This window comes from Clostridia bacterium (genome assembly GCA_035628995.1).
GTDB lineage: Bacteria > Bacillota > Clostridia > Lutisporales > Lutisporaceae > BRH-c25.
On the sequence record DASPIR010000008.1, the window covers coordinates 126,480 to 146,268 of the forward strand.

At 42.0% G+C, this 19,789-nt stretch carries 21 protein-coding genes and 3 tRNA genes; 23 read left to right on the plus strand and 1 reads right to left on the minus strand.

Annotated features, from left to right (window positions below):
• The first annotated feature begins 6 nt into the window (after positions 1-6).
• The 7 genes from VEB00_02225 to disA all read left to right on the plus strand — a co-directional run bounded on the left by VEB00_02225 (position 7) and on the right by disA (position 7,671).
• Positions 7-171 carry a hypothetical protein gene (locus VEB00_02225; protein HYF81834.1) on the plus strand — a complete coding sequence of 55 codons (165 nt, stop codon included), beginning with the start codon at positions 7-9 and terminating at the stop codon, positions 169-171.
• 164 nt (positions 172-335) lie between these two features.
• The gene (locus VEB00_02230) at positions 336-797 is read left to right on the plus strand and encodes a CtsR family transcriptional regulator (protein ID HYF81835.1); all 462 of its coding nucleotides are present in this window, start codon (positions 336-338) and stop codon (positions 795-797) included.
• Positions 798-819: 22 nt separating this feature from the next.
• Entirely contained in the window at positions 820-1,332 is a 513-nt protein-coding gene (locus VEB00_02235; GenBank protein HYF81836.1) for a UvrB/UvrC motif-containing protein, read from the plus strand.
• Positions 1,332-2,354 (plus strand): protein arginine kinase, encoded by a 1,023-nt coding sequence (locus tag VEB00_02240; protein HYF81837.1) that lies wholly within the window; start codon positions 1,332-1,334, stop codon positions 2,352-2,354. The genes VEB00_02235 and VEB00_02240 overlap by 1 nt, the downstream gene beginning before the upstream one ends.
• Positions 2,355-2,557: 203 nt before the next feature.
• Positions 2,558-4,993 (plus strand): ATP-dependent Clp protease ATP-binding subunit, encoded by a 2,436-nt coding sequence (locus VEB00_02245; GenBank protein ID HYF81838.1) that lies wholly within the window; start codon positions 2,558-2,560, stop codon positions 4,991-4,993.
• Between the two features lie 229 nt (positions 4,994-5,222).
• Complete coding sequence (gene radA, locus VEB00_02250) at positions 5,223-6,611, plus strand: DNA repair protein RadA (protein ID HYF81839.1); 1,389 nt, start codon at positions 5,223-5,225, stop codon at positions 6,609-6,611.
• The gene (disA, locus tag VEB00_02255; GenBank protein HYF81840.1) at positions 6,592-7,671 is read left to right on the plus strand and encodes a DNA integrity scanning diadenylate cyclase DisA; all 1,080 of its coding nucleotides are present in this window, start codon (positions 6,592-6,594) and stop codon (positions 7,669-7,671) included. The genes radA and disA overlap by 20 nt, the downstream gene beginning before the upstream one ends.
• 49 nt (positions 7,672-7,720) lie before the next feature.
• Here disA and VEB00_02260 read toward each other — a convergent pair whose 3' ends face one another.
• The gene (locus VEB00_02260) at positions 7,721-8,116 is read right to left on the minus strand and encodes a DUF1573 domain-containing protein (GenBank protein HYF81841.1); all 396 of its coding nucleotides are present in this window, start codon (positions 8,114-8,116) and stop codon (positions 7,721-7,723) included.
• 198 nt (positions 8,117-8,314) lie between these two features.
• On the opposite strand from VEB00_02260, the gene VEB00_02265 reads away from it, so the two are divergent.
• From VEB00_02265 to VEB00_02340, 16 genes are all read left to right on the plus strand, one after another.
• Positions 8,315-8,791, plus strand: a complete 477-nt coding sequence (locus VEB00_02265; protein HYF81842.1) for a CarD family transcriptional regulator — start codon at positions 8,315-8,317, stop codon at positions 8,789-8,791.
• Between the two features lie 188 nt (positions 8,792-8,979).
• Entirely contained in the window at positions 8,980-10,074 is a 1,095-nt protein-coding gene (locus VEB00_02270) for a PIN/TRAM domain-containing protein (GenBank protein ID HYF81843.1), read from the plus strand.
• Positions 10,075-10,140: 66 nt separating this feature from the next.
• Entirely contained in the window at positions 10,141-10,830 is a 690-nt protein-coding gene (gene ispD, locus VEB00_02275) for a 2-C-methyl-D-erythritol 4-phosphate cytidylyltransferase (GenBank protein ID HYF81844.1), read from the plus strand.
• A 193-nt stretch (positions 10,831-11,023) separates the two neighbouring features.
• Positions 11,024-11,506, plus strand: a complete 483-nt coding sequence (ispF, locus tag VEB00_02280) for a 2-C-methyl-D-erythritol 2,4-cyclodiphosphate synthase (GenBank protein ID HYF81845.1) — start codon at positions 11,024-11,026, stop codon at positions 11,504-11,506.
• A gap of 113 nt (positions 11,507-11,619) precedes the next feature.
• Entirely contained in the window at positions 11,620-11,937 is a 318-nt protein-coding gene (locus VEB00_02285) for a hypothetical protein (protein HYF81846.1), read from the plus strand.
• Positions 11,938-12,375: 438 nt separating this feature from the next.
• The gene (cysS, locus tag VEB00_02290) at positions 12,376-13,764 is read left to right on the plus strand and encodes a cysteine--tRNA ligase (protein ID HYF81847.1); all 1,389 of its coding nucleotides are present in this window, start codon (positions 12,376-12,378) and stop codon (positions 13,762-13,764) included.
• A 24-nt stretch (positions 13,765-13,788) separates the two neighbouring features.
• On the plus strand, positions 13,789-15,111 hold the full coding sequence (gene rmuC, locus VEB00_02295; protein ID HYF81848.1) for a DNA recombination protein RmuC: 1,323 nt from the start codon (positions 13,789-13,791) through the stop codon (positions 15,109-15,111).
• 92 nt (positions 15,112-15,203) lie between these two features.
• On the plus strand, positions 15,204-15,617 hold the full coding sequence (locus tag VEB00_02300) for a Mini-ribonuclease 3 (GenBank protein HYF81849.1): 414 nt from the start codon (positions 15,204-15,206) through the stop codon (positions 15,615-15,617).
• A gap of 90 nt (positions 15,618-15,707) precedes the next feature.
• Positions 15,708-16,469, plus strand: a complete 762-nt coding sequence (gene thyX / locus VEB00_02305; protein ID HYF81850.1) for an FAD-dependent thymidylate synthase — start codon at positions 15,708-15,710, stop codon at positions 16,467-16,469.
• A 459-nt stretch (positions 16,470-16,928) separates the two neighbouring features.
• On the plus strand, positions 16,929-17,720 hold the full coding sequence (gene rlmB, locus VEB00_02310) for a 23S rRNA (guanosine(2251)-2'-O)-methyltransferase RlmB (GenBank protein ID HYF81851.1): 792 nt from the start codon (positions 16,929-16,931) through the stop codon (positions 17,718-17,720).
• A 37-nt stretch (positions 17,721-17,757) separates the two neighbouring features.
• A complete protein-coding gene (locus VEB00_02315) occupies positions 17,758-18,279 on the plus strand; it encodes an NYN domain-containing protein (GenBank protein ID HYF81852.1) in 522 nt (173 codons plus the stop codon).
• A 66-nt stretch (positions 18,280-18,345) separates the two neighbouring features.
• The gene (gene sigH / locus VEB00_02320; protein HYF81853.1) at positions 18,346-18,990 is read left to right on the plus strand and encodes an RNA polymerase sporulation sigma factor SigH; all 645 of its coding nucleotides are present in this window, start codon (positions 18,346-18,348) and stop codon (positions 18,988-18,990) included.
• A gap of 201 nt (positions 18,991-19,191) precedes the next feature.
• Positions 19,192-19,276: transfer RNA gene (locus tag VEB00_02325), tRNA-Tyr, on the plus strand.
• Between the two features lie 3 nt (positions 19,277-19,279).
• A tRNA-Gly gene (locus VEB00_02330) sits at positions 19,280-19,353 on the plus strand.
• A gap of 10 nt (positions 19,354-19,363) precedes the next feature.
• Positions 19,364-19,440: transfer RNA gene (locus VEB00_02335), tRNA-Thr, on the plus strand.
• A 178-nt stretch (positions 19,441-19,618) separates the two neighbouring features.
• Positions 19,619-19,789, plus strand: a 171-nt coding sequence (locus tag VEB00_02340; protein HYF81854.1) for a GTP-binding protein, incomplete at its 3' end; no start/stop codon positions are given.

Here is a 19,789-nt window from a genome sequence, read left to right on the forward strand (position 1 = left end):
AGTACCATGGACCAAAATAATTATTATGGAGAACTCGAAGATAAACTTAACGATGCCAGCCTCTATGGAGAGTTTATAGCGACCTTCCACTATTGGGTAAGCTCCGAAGAACAGAAGAATAAGGTACAACACTTGCAATCTATAGGAAAGTCAAACGATATCAAGTATTAATTCAGCTTGTGGAACTGTAAGTATCTGTCTAAACTTTGCCTTCTGCGAAAGCAGAAGGCATTCTAATGAAATAATATTTTTGTTCCATACTTGAAATATTAATACATATTCTATTATAATATAAATAAAGGTCAAAGAAAGTCAAAGTCAGAAAGAGTGATGATATGTCAAGAATAAGTGATTTGATTGAAGCGTTTATAAGCGACATGATAGAACAGAGCGAGGGTGCAATCGAGATTAAGAGGAATGAGATGGCAAATCAGTTCGACTGCGCTCCATCTCAGATTAACTACGTGCTGATGACCAGGTTCACGACTGAAAGAGGATATTTCATAGAATCCCGCAGAGGAGGAGGCGGCTGCATAAAAATCACTCGTGCGGAGTTTGATGAGGATGATTACCTTTTGAATATGCTTTCTAAAAGCATAGGAGACAGCATCAACAAGGAAGGAGCTTTTGTCTTGGTGGAAGCTCTATATAAACAGAAGCTTATTGAACCTAAGATTGTAAACATTCTTAAAGCAGCAACTGATGACAGTACATTAGCCATGATTGAAAAGCCGCACAGGGATAAACTTCGGGCGGAGATTCTAAAAGCGGTCATTGTTGCAGCTCTTTTAAAATAAGATGAAGGTGGTAGATATTATTATGCTTTGCGATGAATGTGCGAAGAGACCGGCAACGGTACACATAACAAAAATTGAAAACGGAAAGAAATCAGATATTCATTTATGTGAGCAGTGCGCTATGCAGAAGAATCTACTAAGCTTGAGCACGAGCTTTTCAGTAAATGATCTGCTGGCAGGACTATTAAACTCAGGAGGAGTTTCGCCTAAAAAGGCAGATATGATAGAGGACACCAAGTGCGATGTCTGCGGTCTGTCATACGGCAAGTTCAGGGAAACAGGCAGGTTTGGCTGCGGCAATTGCTACAAGGTGTTTGGAGAGAGGCTCAACCCGCTTTTTAAGAAAGTGCACGGGAATACCAGCCACACCGGCAAGATACCGAATAGGGCCGGAGGAAGAATAAAAGTGCTGCGGGAGGTCGAGAAGCTTAAGCAGCAGTTGGATGAAGCCATTAAGAATGAAGAGTATGAAAAAGCTGCTTCTATAAGAGACAGAATAAGAGAAATCAATAGGGCAGAAAAGGGGGAGGCATGATGAAAGGCTGGATACAGGGCAATGGACCTCATAATGATATTATATTGACCAGCCGTATAAGGCTGGCAAGGAATATAGCAGATATGCCGTTTCCGTCTGGATTGGATGCTGATAGGTCGAAAGTGGTGATAGGGATGGTCAGAGATAGTCTGCTGAAGACTGAATCACCCTTAAAATTCAAGGATTATATAATGCAGGAGCTTGCACCTTTGGAAAGACAATTTCTTGTAGAGAGATATCTTATCAGCCCGGGACTTTCAAAGAACAGCACAAGCGGGGCGGCGCTTATCAGCAGTGATGGTGTGGTTAGTATAATGGTAAATGAAGAGGACCATATAAGAATACAGTCTATCCTTCCGGGACTTCAGATCAAGAAGTCATGGGAAATGGCCAGCAATATAGATGATGTATTGGAACAGAACCTTGAGTATGCTTACAATGAGGATTGGGGCTATCTCACAAGCTGCCCTACCAATGTTGGCACAGGCATGAGGGCATCTGTCATGGTGCATCTTCCAGCGCTGAACATCACCGGAAATATGAGCAAGATACTTCAGGCAGTGGCTCATATAGGTCTTACTATAAGAGGGCTTTATGGTGAAGGCACCGAAATTATGGGGAACATATTCCAGATTTCAAATCAGATAACCCTTGGAAGAGCAGAGGAAGAAATTGTTGAAAACCTTACTGCTGTGACAAAACAGATAATTGAGAAGGAAAAGGAAGCAAGGAAAATACTGCTTGAAAACAATAGAATTCAGATAGAGGATAAGATATGGCGCTCCTGGGGTATTATGAAAAATGCAAGAGTTCTCAATTCCCAGGAATGCATGAAGCTGCTTTCGGATGTAAGGCTGGGAGTGGATGTTGGCATAATTGAAAATATACCTGCGCAGCTATTGAATGAAATTATGATAGAAACTCAGACCGCAAGTGTACAAAAGCACAGCGGGAGGGAATTAAGCGCAGGTGAGAGAGATATAATAAGAGCAGAGATGGTTAGAAGCAAGTTAAATAGTTAATATTATGGGTATTCCTATAAGGGAGGTCTCGCGTTTCGGGTTTCGCGTTACGTGATTCAGGCTGAGACTTCGAAGCCTTGCTGGCATATTCGCAACTCGTAACTCGCAACTCGCAACATATAGGGCATGCCACATGAGTATAGAATAACTGTTAGTATCAGATGTAGTTAATGTAATGGAAGGTAATATTAGGAGGATAGATTATGGGAGTTTTTGATAAATTTACTGAGAGAGCCCAGAAGGTAATGGTATATTCTCAGGAAGAGGCAATTAGGTTGAATCATAGCTATATAGGCACTGAACACATACTCCTTGGCCTTGTCAAGGAGGGAGAGGGTATTGCAGCCCAAGTGCTCAAAGGCAAGGGTATTGCACTGGAAGCAGTCAGGCAGCAGGTTGAAGCTGTTATTGGCAAGGGGAAGCAGCAGGTTGAGCAGATTATGGGTTATACACCCAGAACCAAGACAGTTCTTGAACTGAGTGTAGATGAAGCTAGAACCCTTGGACACAATTATATCGGAACGGAACATCTTCTTTTGGCTTTGATTCGTGAGGGGGAAGGAATAGCTGCTCAGATACTTGTAGGAATGGGTCTGAACTTTGACAATGTCAGGAATGAAATAGTGGCATCCCTTGATGATGAAAGAACAAAAGGCAAATCCGGGGCAGCACCGGCCAAAGATGCCAAGACTCCCTCCTTGAATCAGTTCGGCAGAGACCTTACTGATATGGCCAAGGAAGGAAAGCTGGATCCAATTATCGGGAGAGAAAAAGAGATAGAGCGTGTGATTCAGATATTAAGCAGAAGGACCAAGAACAATCCTGCCCTTATAGGAGACCCTGGAGTAGGTAAGACAGCTATTGCGGAGGGTTTGGCCCAGAAAATTGTTGAGGGAAATATTCCTGAAATATTAAGGGGTAAAAGAGTTGTCACACTGGACCTCTCTTCAATGGTAGCGGGCTCCAAGTACAGAGGCGAATTTGAGGAAAGACTTAAGAATGTAATGAATGAAATTAGAGAATCAAAGAATGTTATACTTTTTATAGATGAAATGCATACCATTATCGGAGCAGGTGGAGCAGAAGGTGCAATAGATGCATCAAACATATTGAAACCGGCTCTGGCAAGAGGAGAAATACAGGCTATAGGAGCAACAACTCTTGACGAGTATCGCAAGCATATAGAAAAGGACCCTGCCCTGGAAAGACGTTTTCAGCCTGTGACTGTGGGTGAGCCTTCTAAAGAGGAAGCCATCCTCATACTATCAGGTTTGAGGGATAAGTATGAAGCACATCACAAGGTGAAGATAACCGATGAGGCTATAAAAGCTGCAGTAGACCTGTCGGATAGATATATTGCAGACAGGTTTCTCCCAGATAAGGCGATAGACTTGATAGATGAAGCTGCTTCTAAAGTGAAGATAAAGACCTTTACTGCCCCTCCGGATGTCAAGAAGCTTGAGGAGGAGCTTGCGGCTATGGAAAAAGAGAAGTCGGAAGCAATAAGCCTTCAGGATTATGAGAGGGCGGCCCAGGTAAGGGATAATATTCAGAGCATAAAACAGCAGCTGGAGGATGGCAAAAAGAACTGGACGGATAAGACTAGTTCAAAGGATTCAGTTGTAACTGAAGAGGATATTGCAGCTATTGTATCCAGTTGGACCGGAATTCCGGTAACAAAGCTGGCGGAAGAGGAATCCAGGAGACTTCTTAATTTGGAAGCAATACTTCATAACAGGCTTATAGGACAGGAGGAAGCTGTCCAGGCGGTCTCAAAGGCAATAAAAAGGGCAAGAGTAGGACTCAAAGATCCAAAGAGGCCTGTTGGCTCGTTTATATTCCTCGGGCCGACCGGAGTCGGTAAGACAGAGCTTTCCAAGGCCTTGGCAGAAGCATTATTCGGTGATGAGAATTCGGTTATCAGAATAGATATGTCAGAGTATATGGAGAAACATACTGTATCAAAGCTTATTGGCTCGCCTCCGGGTTATGTGGGCTATGAGGAAGGCGGCCAGCTGACCGAAAAGGTAAGGAGAAAGCCGTACTCGGTAATACTCCTTGATGAGATAGAAAAGGCACACCCGGATGTATTCAACGTACTCCTGCAGATACTTGACGATGGAAGACTGACTGATGGAAAAGGAAGAACAGTTGACTTTAAGAATACTGTTGTAATTATGACTTCAAATGTCGGAATAAGTACAATAAAGAAGCAAGCTGTGCTTGGATTCGCTACATCAACCAATGAGAGGGAGGATGCCTATGAAAAGATGAAGGGCAATATCATGGAAGAGCTTAAGAGAACCTTCAGACCGGAATTCCTGAACAGGGTTGATGATATTATCGTATTCCATCAATTGGAGGAAGAACATCTCAAGCAGATTGTAGAGTTGATGCTTAAGTCGCTGCTTGGGAGAATAAAGGAAATGAATATCAACGTTGAGGTGACGGATAAAGCAAAGTCGCTATTGGCGGAAAAGGGCTATGATCAAGCGTATGGAGCAAGACCGCTGCGCCGAGCTATACAAAAGATGCTGGAGGATCAGCTCTCGGAGGAAATGCTCAAAGGTGATATAAAGCCTGGCTCTGATGTCTTGATAGACGCGAAGGATGATAAGCTGGTTTTCAATAATAAATAAGCGAATCTCCTGCAAGCAATAATGCTTGCAGGAGATTATTTTTTTGAAAGCTTATAAGTGTTTATAATATTCTTAAATATAGTATAATAGAAATAAGTTTTAGTGAAAAAAAGTGCGAATGTTTGGGAATGATTGTATATAGGGTTTACAAAATATGTGAAACATCCGATATGATTATTGAGGGTAAACGCGTCTGATTTCATATATGCTTTTGATATGAGGTGTTGAAATGGCGAAAGTTAGGACGAAATTTGTATGCAATGAATGTGGGAGCGAGTCCCCCAAGTGGATGGGGAAATGCCCGGAGTGCGGGCAGTGGAATACCCTTGTTGAAGAGGTTGAGCAGAAGGAATCCCAAGCCCAGCAGCGGCTTATAGGTGCTTTATCAAAGCCGGAATCGCTAATGGATATCTCGGATAATGTTCAGGAGCGGGTGAGTACAGGCAACTCTGAGCTGGACAGAGTAATGGGCGGCGGTATTGTGAAGGGCTCTCTAATACTTGTTGGCGGGGACCCCGGAATAGGAAAATCAACACTGCTGCTTCAAGTATCAAACAATATCGGGATTAAAGGTCGGAAAGTACTTTATATATCAGGTGAGGAATCAGCTGCTCAAATTAAGCTCAGGGCTTCCAGAATGGACATAAGATCGGAGAATATCTTTCTAGTATCTGAGAACAACACCGAGAATGTTGATGTTTATGTAAATGATATGAAGCCTGATATTTTGATTGTGGACTCAATACAGACAATGTACAATCCAGCGATATCATCAGCTCCGGGCAGCGTAAGCCAAGTAAGGGAAGCAACCCTGGGACTCATGAAAATAGCAAAGCAGGACGGCATAGCTACTTTTATAGCGGGACACGTGACAAAACAGGGAGCAATCGCAGGCCCCAGGGTATTGGAGCATATGGTGGACACAGTTCTTTACTTTGAGGGAGAAACCCATATGTCATACAGGGTGCTCCGAGCTGTAAAGAATAGATTTGGCTCCACTAATGAAATTGGTATTTTCGAAATGGGAGACAAAGGTCTTACAGAGGTGATCAACCCTTCTGAAATGCTTCTTTCCGGAAGAATGAAAGGAGCGTCAGGCTCCTGCGTTATTTCCGCAATGGAGGGTACAAGGGCTATGCTGGTAGAGGTGCAAGCGCTTCTAAGCCACACAAGCTTCGGAGTACCTAGAAGAAACGCTACCGGTGTTGATTACAACAGGGTCATGCTTCTGATGGCAGTACTTGAGAAAAGAGTTGGTATGCAGCTTGGCAGCAGCGATTCATATGTAAATGTTGTAGGCGGAATCAAGCTCAATGAGCCTGCATCCGACCTGGGGATAATAGCTGCAATAACCTCCAGCTTCAGGGACAAGGAAATTGATGAAGGCACCGTAATAATAGGCGAAGTTGGACTTGCCGGCGAGATAAGAGCAGTGAACTTCATGGAGAAGCGGGTTAATGAAGCGGCAAAGCTTGGTTTTAAAAGGTGCATCATACCCAGAAATAATCTTGGCAGGCTAAATGATAAATCAGGCATAGAGGTCATTGGGGTATCAAATGTGAATGAAATGCTTGACACTATATTGGGAGGAAAAGCAAATGAGGGACGAAGTAAGTAGAGATGACGGCCTTCAGGGCTGTCTCAGGATGATTGCTCCCGGCACCTCATTGAGGGAGGGCTTGGAAAGTGTTCTGAAGGCAAAAACAGGGGGACTTATAGTATTTAGTGACAGCAAAGAGGTTATGGCTCTTGTAGATGGTGGCTTTCATATCAATTCGGATTTTTCTCAGGCATATTTATACGAGCTGGCAAAGATGGACGGCGCAATTATACTTAGTCGGGATTCAAAGAAAATATTATATGCAAATACGCAGCTTATACCTGACCCCTCCATACCGTCCTCTGAAACAGGTATAAGGCATAGGACCGCAGAAAGAGTCGCAAGGCAGACAGGAGAGCTTGTTATCTCAATTTCCCAGAGAAGAAATATTATAACCCTTTATAAAGGATATCAGAAATATGTGCTTAAAGACTTGAGCATAATATTATCCAAAGCAAACCAAGCTTTGCAGACTTTAACCAAATACAAGTCGGTACTGGACAGGACATTGGTGAACTTGGGGTCTTTGGAGTTCGACGATATTGCGACTGTTCTGGATGTGGCTCTGGCTGTGCAAAAAATTGAAATTGTGACTAGAATAGTAACTGAGGTTGAAACATACATACATGAGCTGGGAAGCGAAGGCAGACTTGTAAGTATGCAGCTGGATGAATTGGTGTCAGGTCTTAAGGAAGAAGAGATACTTCTTATAAGGGATTACCTGCCAAATGAAGAAACAAAGAACTACAAGGAAGTAATAAGGACATTGAGGAACCAGTCCTCTGAGGATCTTCTGGAACTGCCGTCTGTAGCTAAAATCCTTGGCTTGGGAAACAATATGAACACCTTGGATTTACCGATATCAACCAGGGGCTACAGGATTTTGAGCAAAATCCCAAGACTGACGCTTAACATAATTGAAAATCTGGTAGCGGAATTTGGAAAGCTGCAAAGAATTCTGGGGGCTTCCATAGAAGAGCTGGATGATGTTGAGGGTATAGGAGAAGTCAGAGCAAGGATGATTAAAGATAGTCTCAAACGAGTATATGAACAGATACAGACTGAAAGACACATTTAAAAAAACCCTGTATAATGGCTTAAAGCCTTGTACAGGGTTTCGTTACGTTTTAGAACAAGTTGTAAATACCAAGAGTATGCATTTTTTCATATTCCTTTATAAGTACATCGTACATGCTGACGTCCAACACATTACATAAGGCTGCAATATAAAAAAGATTGTTACCCAGCTCTTTTTCAATAACTTCCCTGCAGTTGGCGCATAGGTTACCCGTCAAATGAGTATCCATATAATTCTTCAAATCCTGATATTCTACTTCTTCACCGCAACACTGTTTCTTTGAATTGATTTCAATACACCCGCAGGAGGTTACCGCCTTTACTACAGCTCTGTTAACTCTTGACTGTGACTCCTGGTACTTAGTCAGCACATCAAGAATGCTTTTATGGCGTATTAAGAGCTCTCCAACACTGTCCTGGAAGTGATCGTAAAGCAAATCTTTCATTATGTATCACTCCTATATAAAAGTAAACATAAAATATAGTATGGATCTTTAGTAAAACTGATTTATCCATAAGCAATTTCAACAACATTGTTCTATATTCATTATAAATATAAGGAATTCCAATGTCAATTTATAATTGCAATGTGGACATTCTATTAGTCATAGAAAATTATGGTAATTATGATTGGAGGCAGGCTGATGTTTAATATTGGAGATAAGGTTGTTTATCCCCGCCATGGGGCAGGTGTTATAGAGGGCATAGAGGAGAAGGAAGTGCTAGGGGAGAAATGCAAGTATTACGTTATAAGAATAGCATTGGGAGATATGAGGGTCATGGTGCCACTAGATAAGATGGAAGCTCATGGCATTAGGTATATAACAACAAAGGGCAAAATTGACGATATATATAGTATACTGTCAGGTGAAACAAGCTATATGTGCAAGAATTGGAGCAAAAGGTACAGAGGAAATGAGACAAAGATAAGAGAGGGAGATATTTTCGGGATTTCTGAGATTGTAAAAAATCTTACAGTCATAGACCGTGAAAAGAAGCTTTCCACAGGGGAAAAGCGGATGCTTGAGAGCGCCAGACAACTTCTGGTAAGTGAGCTCATGCTGATTTTGGATGAACCCTTTGATAAAGTGGAGGAAATTATGCAAGGAATGATAAAATAGTGACATAAAAAGGCAAGATACTAATATAATTATATATTTGGTATAAAATAAGCGGTAATTGTTATTTTTTAATATCTAGAAATTTGATATAATATAATTGGTTTTAAATTGCTTAAAAAGTATCAAACTGGATATACTTATAAAAGGAGGTGAACTTATTGATAAGGAAAGTTTTTGTTTGGGTGTTAATGATTTTGGGGGTTGTTCTAGGCTCGGAAATGTCGTATCTTCTTACGAAATATTTCGGGGTAACACAGATTTTTGGCTATGATGTTTCAGGTACAAATTCTTATATTTTGTTTTTATTTAGCGGGGCTATTGGTGGAATAATATTTTATTTAATATCTTCTTGGCTTATTAATTTAGGTAAGGAGTCTACCACAAAAGTTGAGAGAATGCTTCAAAGGGTTCCTACCAGCGAAATACTGGTTGGAGCAGTGGGTCTTATAACAGGTCTAATTATAGCTTATCTTATAAGCAGTGGTCCTATAAAACTGATACCTTTTGCATGGTTAGGAACGCTATTGTCGATAATGATATATCTGCTCCTGGGATATTTGGGAGTGAGCATAGCGTCCAAAAAGAGGGAGGATCTAATAGGATTATTACTTCCTTGGAAGAAATTAGGGCAGAAGGATAAGGATAGGCTTACTGCAAAAACAGAAAGTGTTGTACAGCCAAAAATTCTCGATACTAGTGTTATCATAGATGGAAGAATCGCAGACATATGTAAAACCGGGTTTGTTGAAGGCCCACTCATAATACCTGCATTTGTTCTGGAGGAGCTCAGGCACATTGCTGACTCATCCGATGCATTGAAAAGAAACAGGGGACGCAGAGGTCTGGATATATTGAACAAGATCCAGAACGAACTGGCAATCAACGTTGAAATCGTTGAAAAGGATTTTGATGAGCTTTCCGAGGTTGACACCAAGCTTTTGAAGCTGGCACAGTTCATGAGCGGGAAGGTAATTACCAACGACTATAATTTGAATAAGGTGGCAGAGTTCCAAAGGGTGCCGGTTCTGAATATCAATGAGCTGGCAAACGCAGTCAAGCCTGTTGTACTGCCGGGTGAAGAGATGGTAGTGCAGGTTATCAAGGATGGCAAGGAATTTGGCCAAGGGGTTGCTTACCTGGATGACGGAACAATGATAGTTGTTGACGGCGGGAAGCGTTTCATTGGAGAGACTATTGAGGTTGTAGTGACCAGTGTTCTTCAAACTGCAGCCGGCAGAATGATATTTGTAAAACCAAAAACAGCTGTAGATAAGGTATCGTAGGTTTTATACCCTAAGCAAATTCATTTTTGCTTAGGGTATATTTTTCAGAGATTTGGAGGTCGGGCTATGAATACTGCAATTATACTTGCGGCGGGCAAGGGTGCCAGAATGAATGCGGGGATGAACAAGCAATTTATACATATAAAGGGCAGGCCGCTGTTGGCACACACCCTGGAGGCCTTTCAGAGCTGCAAAGCAATAGACAGCATAATACTTGTTGCGGGTAAGGACGAGCTGCAGCTTTGCAAGGAGCAGATAATTGATGCCTTCGGGTTTGACAAGGTGGACAAGCTGGTCGAGGGAGGCAGTGAGCGGCAGCAGTCGGTTTATAACGGCATATTGCAGCTGGACGATGAATGTGAAGTTGTGGTTATTCAGGATGGAGCAAGGCCTATAGTACCGGACGGCATCATAGAAAGGTGTATAGAAGGTGCAAAGGCTTATGGGGCTGTGTCCGCCGGCATGCCCGCAAAAGAGACCATAAAAATACTAGATGCAGAAGGTTTTGTAGAATGCACTCCGGACCGGGGGAAGGTATGGATAACCCAGACACCACAAGCCTTTCGTCCGGACATAATCAAGAAAGCACATGCAAGTGCAGGCAATGAAGGAATATCAGGTACTGATGATGCATTTCTGGTTGAACGTATGGGGATAAAAGTCAAGATGATAGAGAGTACATATGAGAATATTAAGGTAACAACACCTGAGGACATTATTATTGCTGAAACAATAATGAACAAAAATTTTCAATAGGGAGGAATATGCAGATATTTGTAGAATAATATCGATAAATAGTGTACGGTGAACTTGCACTGTTACAGCATCAAAAAGACAGATAAGGAACTTGGATTGTATATAAAAGGAAAGCTATAGAAAACAAGAAGTAAATGGCATGTATGTGGGGTAAAATACCTGTATGCATGCCATAAAAATATGAGGTGATATGATGTTGAAGTATAGGGTTGGAAACGGCTATGATGTGCATAGGCTGGCGGAGGGTAGGAAGCTGATGCTTGGCGGGGTTGAAATCCCCTACGAGAAAGGCCTGCTGGGGCATTCAGATGCGGATGTGCTTGTTCACTCAATCATGGATGCACTGTTGGGAGCCTGCGGCGAATCTGATATAGGAAAGCATTTCCCGGATAGTGATGCAGCCTACAAAGGAGTATCAAGTCTTGTTTTGCTGGGAAAGGTGAAAGATATTCTTTGCTCCAAGGGTTATACCATAGGGAATATCGACAGCATTATTGTGGCAGAAAGACCAAAGCTTGCGCCGCATATTGATGAAATGAAGAAAAGAATAGCAGATATACTGCAGCTTGAGATAGATTGCATAGGTATCAAAGCGACAACCACCGAAGGGTTGGGGTTTGCCGGAAAAGGCGAAGGGATTGCTGCTTATGCAGTAGCGAACATATTCAAGGGCTAAAATGGCGATAAGCGGCGCAATACTGCGTTGTGCTGCGGCATTTCGCCTTGCACGCCTTGTCTTGCTTGCTTCTAGCCATTTTATATAGGTATAGTGTTCAAGGGGGGGGAAGAATGTTTACGTTTAAAAGGAAGAGAAGCGGGAATATATATACATTCATTTCAATTATCTTGATACTTATCATTGTGTATGTGTTCAGAATGATATCTCCTCAAAAGGAAGTCGTATATTCCGATATAATTCAGTATAATAATATAAGGTATGTTTATATGGAGACTATAAAAAGTGCACCCCTCTTGTTTACAAGGAAGAGAACCGCCAACGAGACGGGATATATCATACTTGCACGAAGGGGTATCAGCATTCAAGAGGAGCTATATATATATGAGGGATATCTGAAATATAGGCGGTATGTGGTTCTGAAAGAATAGTGCCAAGGGGATTTCTCAAAATGTATGGTTAGCAGAAAAATAAGTATTGACATAGTATCTATTAACAATAATAATATATATAATCGAAAGTCTAATACAAAATATGAAAAAGATGCTTTTTCATACATATACAATTTAATATTTGATGCGTGGATCGGGAGGAGTAAATCAGAAAGGCTTACAGAGAGGAACCTTCAGCGGTTGAGAGGGGTTTTAGGATACTTGGGATTGAATTGCACCCGTGAGCACCGAAGAGGAAACTGTTTTTATATATGCGTAGTATTCTTCGGCGGGTTACCGTTAGATGATTGAATGTCCAAGAAGAGTGGAACCGCGGAATTGCCCGCCTCTTTATGAGGTGGGCTTGTTTATTTTGACATGAGCCACGTGCCAGACTACATAAGGAATGCTTAATATTAATTTAGGAAGGTGTTAGAAATGAAGCTATACAACACAATGACAAGAAAAAAAGAAGAATTTGTATCTATTGTACCTGGTGAAGTAAGGATGTACTCATGCGGGCCAACAGTTTACAACTATGCTCATATAGGAAATATGAGGGCTTATGTGTTTATGGATATACTCAGAAGAGTTCTCAAACACAACGGATACAAGCTTAAGGGCGTTATGAATATAACAGATGTGGGGCATTTGGTTTCAGATGCTGATGAGGGCGAGGACAAATTGGTCAAAACTGCTAAGGAGCAGAAGAAAACACCATTGGAGATAGCTGACTACTATACAGATATATTCATGAAGGATCTTAAGGCATTAAATATTAAGACCCCGGAAATAGTTCCCAAGGCAACCGAGCATATATCTGAAATGCTGGCATTTGTAGAGGGGCTTATGGATAAAGGCTATGCATACGAAACAAGTGATGGAATATATTTTGACATTACTAAATTTGAGGGCTATGGCAAGCTATCCAAGCTTGATCTTGAAGGACAGCAGGCCGGTGCCAGAGTTGACGTAAATGATGAAAAACGCCATCCGGCAGATTTTGCTCTTTGGAAGAAAGCACCAAAGGAACATATAATGCAATGGCCCAGCCCATGGGGAATGGGGTATCCGGGTTGGCATATCGAGTGTTCTGCCATGGGGAGAAAATACTTAGGGGATGTGTTTGACATTCATACCGGGGGTGTGGACCATATTCCGGTACACCATGAAAATGAGATTGCACAATCTGAGGCATTGCTTGGTAAGCCTGCTGTAAACTATTGGGCTCATGGGGAATTCCTTCTTGTTGATAATGGAAAGATGTCAAAGAGTCTTGGCAACACATACACAATAGCTGATTTAAAGGCTAAAGGCTTTAATCCGCTGGCATACAGATATTTCTGCCTCAATGCGGTCTACAGGAACAAGCTCAACTTTACCTGGGATGGACTGCAGTCTGCTCAAACAGCACTGGATCGTTTGTATGAGGGTGCCTTAGCTCATAAGAATGGAACTGATGAAGTTGACCCAGGTACTATTCAAATATTCAAACAGGAGTTTGAGGAAGCAATAAATGATGATCTTAATGCACCAAGGGCATTGAGCACAGTATGGAGTATTATCAGAAATCCTAAGAAATCAAAGGCGCTATTCCAGCTATTGGTTGAAATGGATGAAATTCTTGGGCTTGATATTGATAAGGTTGAAAAAAAGGAAGAATCGGCAGAACCAATATCTGATGAAATTAAAAAGCTCATAGAGGAAAGGCAGAGGGCAAGAAAAGAAAAAAACTGGGCTCTTTCCGACAAGATAAGGGATGACCTTAAGGCACAGGGCATAATACTTGAAGATGCTCCCGAGGGAGTAAAGTGGAAAAGGGTATAAAGCTAATGCAAAGGATGAGAAGTTATGTCTGATGTACTTTTAATGGTTGTTACAGGTTTGCTTGTCATAAACTTGATTATTTTGATAATCATAATGAATACAGGCTCGGCGGGTAAGCTTATCAAGCTTGAGACCCGCTTTGAAGCCATGGACAAAAATATAGACAAACTGGATAGGACAATAAAGGATGAAATGCTCCGAAATAGAGAAGAGCTGGCGGGCACCAATAAGAACTTTAATGGGATGATATCCTCGCAGATGTCAGAGATATCAAGCCTGCAGCGGAATCAGCTGGATATATTCTCCAAACAGCTTACAAATCTCACCCAGACAAATGAACATAAGCTAGACAAGATGAGAGAGACGATAGAGGAGAGATTGAGGCATCTACAGGAGGATAACAGCAAGAAGCTTGACCAGATGAGATCAACTGTAGATGAGAAACTGAGCGCCACATTGGAGCAGAGGCTTGGTGAATCCTTCAAACTGGTAAGCGAAAGACTGGAAATGGTTCATAAGGGCTTAGGGGAGATGCAGACCTTAGCTTCAGGGGTAGGAGACCTCAAAAGGGTGCTTACCAATGTGAAGACAAGAGGAACTTGGGGGGAAATTCAGCTTGGCAACATACTCGAGCAGATTCTGACCAACGAGCAATACTCGAAAAATGTGGCTACAAAGAAGAATTCCAGTGAAAGAGTCGAATTTGCTGTAAAGCTTCCCGGCAGGGACGAGAAGAATGGGGAAGTAGTATGGCTGCCAATAGACTCAAAGTTTCCTCAAGAGGATTACCAAAGGCTTATGGATGCACAGGAACAAGGAAATCCTACCTTGGCGGAGGAATCAGCGAAAGCAATGGAGATTAAAATCAAAAGCTTTGCCAAGGATATAAGGGATAAATACATAGATCCTCCAAGCACAACTGACTTCGCAATAATGTTCTTACCCACAGAGGGTCTTTATGCGGAGGTGCTTAGGAGACCGGGACTGTGTGACTGCCTGCAGAGGGAGTATAGAATAATAGTAGCCGGTCCTACTAATCTGATAGCGCTGCTTAACAGTCTGCAGATGGGCTTTAGGACCCTGGCGATAGAAAAGCGTTCCAGCGAGGTATGGACCCTTTTGGGAGCAGTTAAAACCGAGTTCGGCAGGTTCGGTGATATTTTGGACAAGACGCAGAAGAAGCTGCAGGAAGCAAGCAATACCATAGAAGATGCAGCAAGAAAGTCGCGAAGCATAGGAAGAAAGCTAAAGAATGTGCAGGAATTATCTATGGATGATTCTGCCATACTATTGGAGGATGTTGATGATACAGGCTCCTCGCAGATAGCTGCCTCGATAGAAGAATAGCAGGACGAATTTGAATATATGGTAGGTATGACATGGAAAATGATTACTTAGATAAAAACTACAGAAAGCTGCTGGAGGAGCTTCATCAACTGATGATGGACAACGGCAAGCTTCTGATATCTGACGTGAAGATGCTGAACCCCCTTGTACTCGCATATGTAGGGGATTCGGTCTATGATACTTTTGTCAGGACACTGCTTGTGTCAGGAGGATATGGGCAGGTTAAAAAGCTACACAAAATGTCCATAGAGTTCGTTAAGGCAAAAGCCCAAGCGGAAACTCTGGCAAAGATTACAGAGATGCTGACAGCTGATGAACAAGATATTGTGCGCAGGGGAAGGAATACAAAGTCTTCCACCATACCCAAGAATGCTGATCTTACCGACTATAGATATGCCACAGGCTTTGAAGCGCTGATAGGCTTTTTGTACCTTACAGGCCAGGTTGACAGGCTTATGGAGGTAATAAAAATGGTAGTAGAGGTTAAGATGAAGTTGCAGCAGTAGAAATCTCTGGACATGGCAGTCAGCTAACGGTTAAAATGGTATAAATAGGGGATTTCTATCAAAAAAGTTGCAAAGGTGGGAATAGGGTCGATGAAGGTTACGATTATTCAACATACTCCGGAGCCGGAAAAGCTCATAGCGTCTGCGGCAAAGCTCTGCTATTCTGCGGTAGGGGTAGAGAACATAATGGACGGCTTGGATGATGCAAAGATTGACAAGTTTTTGAATATGCTGATGGATTTAGGCCATGAGAGTCCTATTGAACATGTGGTATTTACCTTTGGGGTAGAAGGAGTAAGCAGAGTGCTGACTCACCAGCTTGTCAGGCATAGGATTGGATGTTCTTATTCCCAGCAGTCTCAGAGGTATGTCAAGCTTGAACAGTTTGAATATATAATACCTCATGAAATAGAAAAAATACCTGCAGCAAAGGAAAAATTCATAGCAGTCATGGAAGAAGACCAGAGGGTATATAATGAGCTTGTGGAGCTTCTCATGGAGGAGCATTTCAAAAGATATGCAGCCGAAGGTAAAACCGAGAAGCAGGCCAGGAGCATGGCTGAAAAGGCAGCAATTGAAGATGCACGCTATGTGTTCCCTAATGCCTGTGAGACAAAGATTGTTTTTACAATGTCAGCCAGGGCTTTGATGAACTTCTTCAAACAGAGATGCTGCAACAGAGCACAGTGGGAAATCAGGGAGATGGCTGAGGACATGCTGAGACAGTTGAAGGGCGTGGCGCCTATACTATTCAAAAATGCCGGACCTGGCTGTGTTGCCTCGGGGTGCCCCGAAGGAACCATGAGCTGCGGTAAAATGCACGAGGTGAGGAATAAATATTTAAACCTCTAAATAAATTGTTTTCAAAAAAATGTAGATAATAAAGAAATAACTATTATATTGGGTATTCCATAAAAGATCGGTTACGAGTTACGAGTTACGAGTTACGAGTGTTTAAGTAATGCTTCGAAGAATTACTTAAATCGCGAAACGCGAAACGCGAAACCCGGAACGGAAATATTTGACAAAAGGATGAGGATTATGGCATTTAATAAAAACCCAAGAGGACCAAAGACATCTAGATTTTCAAAGCCGTCCAGACCAGGAAAACCTGGGAAATTCGTAAAGAGGGATGAAGGTGGAGCTGGCAAAGAAGAAGGAAGATATTCCAAAGGCCCAGCAGCAGGACGAAGTTCAGAAAAACCTTATGACAAAGGGAGAACCTTTGAAAAAGGAAGACCTTATGATAAAGCAAAGCCCTTTGAAAAGGGAAGACCTTATGAAAAGGATGCAGCCGGCAGGGGAAGCAGACTGAAGGAACAGTATAGTCCCGATCAGAGAGAAGAAAGTATTGATGAGGACAACATCAATCTGATTGAAGGAAGAAATTCAGTAATTGAAGCACTTAAATCCGGCAGGGAAATTGAAAAGATTTTTGTACAAAAGGGTGCCGGAGAAGGCTCAATAAGGCAGATTATAGCTATTGCCAGAGAGAAAAAGATACTCGTTAAGGAAGTTGACAAGGCTAAGCTTGATGGTCTTTCAAGAACTAGGAATCATCAGGGAGTCATAGCTTCAGCAGCTTTGTACAAGTACTATGAAATTGATGATATACTGAACGCTGCTAAAGAAAAGGGAGAGGATCCTTTCATCGTAATACTGGACGAAATTACTGACAACAACAATCTTGGTTCAGTACTCCGTACAGCCGATGCAGCAGGAGTTCATGGCATAATAATACCCAAGAGAAGGGCAGTAGGACTTACCCCGGTGGTGGCAAAAATTTCTGCAGGTGCCATAGAATATGTGCCAGTAGCAAAAGTCACCAATATAAGCCAGACTATGGAATATTTGAAAAAACAAGGTCTTTGGATTGTAGGTGCTGAAATGGGTTCAACAACATATCATAGTAAGGATATGACAGGTCCCATGGCACTGGTAATTGGCAGCGAAGGTGAGGGACTCGGCCGTTTGATAAAGGAAAACTGCGATTTCCTTGTAAGTATTCCCATGAAAGGCAAGATTTCATCTTTGAATGCAGCTGTTTCTGCCGCTATAATAATGTTTGAGATTCAAAAACAGCGGATGACTAAGAAAGCATAATATGTGCGTTCAACTTTTCGCAGAGGGTGGGTAAGAATTGAAGGAGTATCTGATAGTAGACGGATATAATGTTATCAACGGATGGGACGAGCTTAAGGCAGAAAGTGTTCACTCGCTGGAAGTATCACGGCAGAAGCTATTGGATATAATGTCGGACTATCAAGGTTATAGAGATATAATTGTCATAGTCGTGTTTGATGCCCATTATGTAAAGAACAGCATGGAAAAGCACGAAATGTATAATAGTATAGAGGTTGTCTACACCAAGGAGTTCGAAAGTGCTGACAACTACATAGAACGCTATATTGCCGGACTTTGCAGAGAAGACTATATAACGGTAGCCACCTCAGACTGGGTGGAGCAGATAATGGTGCTCGGACTGGGAGCAGTAAGACTCCCGGTACGAGAGCTAATATTGGATGTTGCTGCAATGAAGAAAGCTATGAATGAGAAGTTTATTAACAAGCTGGAAAATAAAAGGAATCTTCTTGAAAACAGTATAAATCCAAAAATCCGCAGCGCCCTAGAGAAATGGCGGCGTGAGGACACCGAAACTTGACTAAGCCCATATATGTATGTATAATAATATTATGGTTTTCTATGTCAAATACTTGGAGGCGATAGAGTGGAAGCTAATGCAGAAAAAAGATTCGTTGAAAGCTATGATACCATGCTTGATGAAGAAATTGTACTTAGTGCCAGAGAAGGTAATTTGACATCCCTCGAGTACATAATCAACAAGTACAAAAACTTTGTCAGAGCAAAGGCCAGATCGTACTTTCTAATCGGCGCTGACAAGGAAGATATAGTACAAGAGGGTATGATAGGCTTATATAAGGCAATCAGGGACTTCAGGAACGATAAGCTGTCTTCCTTCAGAGCTTTTGCAGAGCTATGCATCACCAGGCAGATAATTACAGCAATAAAGACTGCCACCAGACAGAAACATATTCCGCTCAATTCATACGTTTCACTTAATAAGCCAATTTATGACGAAGAATCAGACAGAACACTTCTAGATATACTCACAGCCAGTAAGATTACAGATCCGGAAGAGCTTATAATCAGCAGGGAAGAGCTAGCATCAATCGAAGCCAAGATAGGTGAGATACTAAGTGACCTCGAACTTGAGGTACTTATGTCATATCTTCAAGGGAAATCCTATCAGGAGATTGCATGTGACTTGGACAGGCATGTGAAATCCATCGACAATGCTCTCCAGAGAGTAAAAAGGAAGCTTGAAAAGTATCTGGAAATCAAAGATATATAAAAAAGCAAGAAGAATCTCGAAGAGATTCTTTTTTATCTATTGCAGGGCGCTTTAAATGAAACATACATAAACAAGCACCATAAGGTGAAAAATACGAGAAGATGTAAAAATTGAACCAGATATTCCAATAAATTTGACATAGCACAAGGCTCCAACTATATTGACAAAATCAATGATAAACATTATAATATCATATTGTATGGAGAGGTTCCCGAGCGGCCAAAGGGGGCAGACTGTAAATCTGTTGTCTCAGACTTCGATGGTTCGAATCCATCTCTCTCCACCATTTGCGGGCATAGTTCAGTGGTAGAATACCAGCTTCCCAAGCTGGCTATGCGGGTCCGATTCCCGTTGCCCGCTCCAATTTTAATATGCTCACGTAGCTCAGCAGGTAGAGCACTTCCTTGGTAAGGAAGAGGTTCGGCGGTTCGAGCCCGCTCGTGAGCTCCATCTTATAAAAGACACACACGGGTGAGTTTGCTGGACTCTACGGAGATATTATTAAGCGACCAACTGGTCGCTAATGAATATCCCGAATATATAAGTGATTTAGAGGGATGTATAGAGAGTTACAGACTAGCTATACATTTAACTCACAATTTTGAAACTTGGAGGAGGAGAAGTAAAAATGGCAAAGGCAAAATACGAAAGGACCAAGCCCCATGTAAACATAGGGACAATAGGTCACGTTGACCACGGCAAGACAACACTTACAGCAGCAATAACAACAGTACTTTCAAAGTTCGGCGGTGCAACAGCTACAAAGTATGATGAAATAGACAAGGCACCGGAAGAAAAG

Excerpts from the sequence above, each read along its gene's own strand:
- VEB00_02225 (HYF81834.1), top strand. The coding sequence starts at position 7 with ATGGACCAAAATAATTATTATGGAGAACTCGAAGATAAACTTAACGAT.
- VEB00_02230 (HYF81835.1), top strand. The coding sequence starts at position 336 with ATGTCAAGAATAAGTGATTTGATTGAAGCGTTTATAAGCGACATGATA.
- VEB00_02235 (HYF81836.1), top strand. The coding sequence starts at position 820 with ATGCTTTGCGATGAATGTGCGAAGAGACCGGCAACGGTACACATAACA.
- VEB00_02240 (HYF81837.1), top strand. The coding sequence starts at position 1,332 with ATGAAAGGCTGGATACAGGGCAATGGACCTCATAATGATATTATATTG.
- VEB00_02245 (HYF81838.1), top strand. The coding sequence starts at position 2,558 with ATGGGAGTTTTTGATAAATTTACTGAGAGAGCCCAGAAGGTAATGGTA.
- radA (HYF81839.1), top strand. The coding sequence starts at position 5,223 with ATGGCGAAAGTTAGGACGAAATTTGTATGCAATGAATGTGGGAGCGAG.
- disA (HYF81840.1), top strand. The coding sequence starts at position 6,592 with ATGAGGGACGAAGTAAGTAGAGATGACGGCCTTCAGGGCTGTCTCAGG.
- VEB00_02260 (HYF81841.1), bottom strand. The coding sequence starts at position 8,116 with ATGAAAGATTTGCTTTACGATCACTTCCAGGACAGTGTTGGAGAGCTC.
- VEB00_02265 (HYF81842.1), top strand. The coding sequence starts at position 8,315 with ATGTTTAATATTGGAGATAAGGTTGTTTATCCCCGCCATGGGGCAGGT.
- VEB00_02270 (HYF81843.1), top strand. The coding sequence starts at position 8,980 with ATGATTTTGGGGGTTGTTCTAGGCTCGGAAATGTCGTATCTTCTTACG.
- ispD (HYF81844.1), top strand. The coding sequence starts at position 10,141 with ATGAATACTGCAATTATACTTGCGGCGGGCAAGGGTGCCAGAATGAAT.
- ispF (HYF81845.1), top strand. The coding sequence starts at position 11,024 with ATGTTGAAGTATAGGGTTGGAAACGGCTATGATGTGCATAGGCTGGCG.
- VEB00_02285 (HYF81846.1), top strand. The coding sequence starts at position 11,620 with ATGTTTACGTTTAAAAGGAAGAGAAGCGGGAATATATATACATTCATT.
- cysS (HYF81847.1), top strand. The coding sequence starts at position 12,376 with ATGAAGCTATACAACACAATGACAAGAAAAAAAGAAGAATTTGTATCT.
- rmuC (HYF81848.1), top strand. The coding sequence starts at position 13,789 with ATGTCTGATGTACTTTTAATGGTTGTTACAGGTTTGCTTGTCATAAAC.
- VEB00_02300 (HYF81849.1), top strand. The coding sequence starts at position 15,204 with ATGATGGACAACGGCAAGCTTCTGATATCTGACGTGAAGATGCTGAAC.
- thyX (HYF81850.1), top strand. The coding sequence starts at position 15,708 with ATGAAGGTTACGATTATTCAACATACTCCGGAGCCGGAAAAGCTCATA.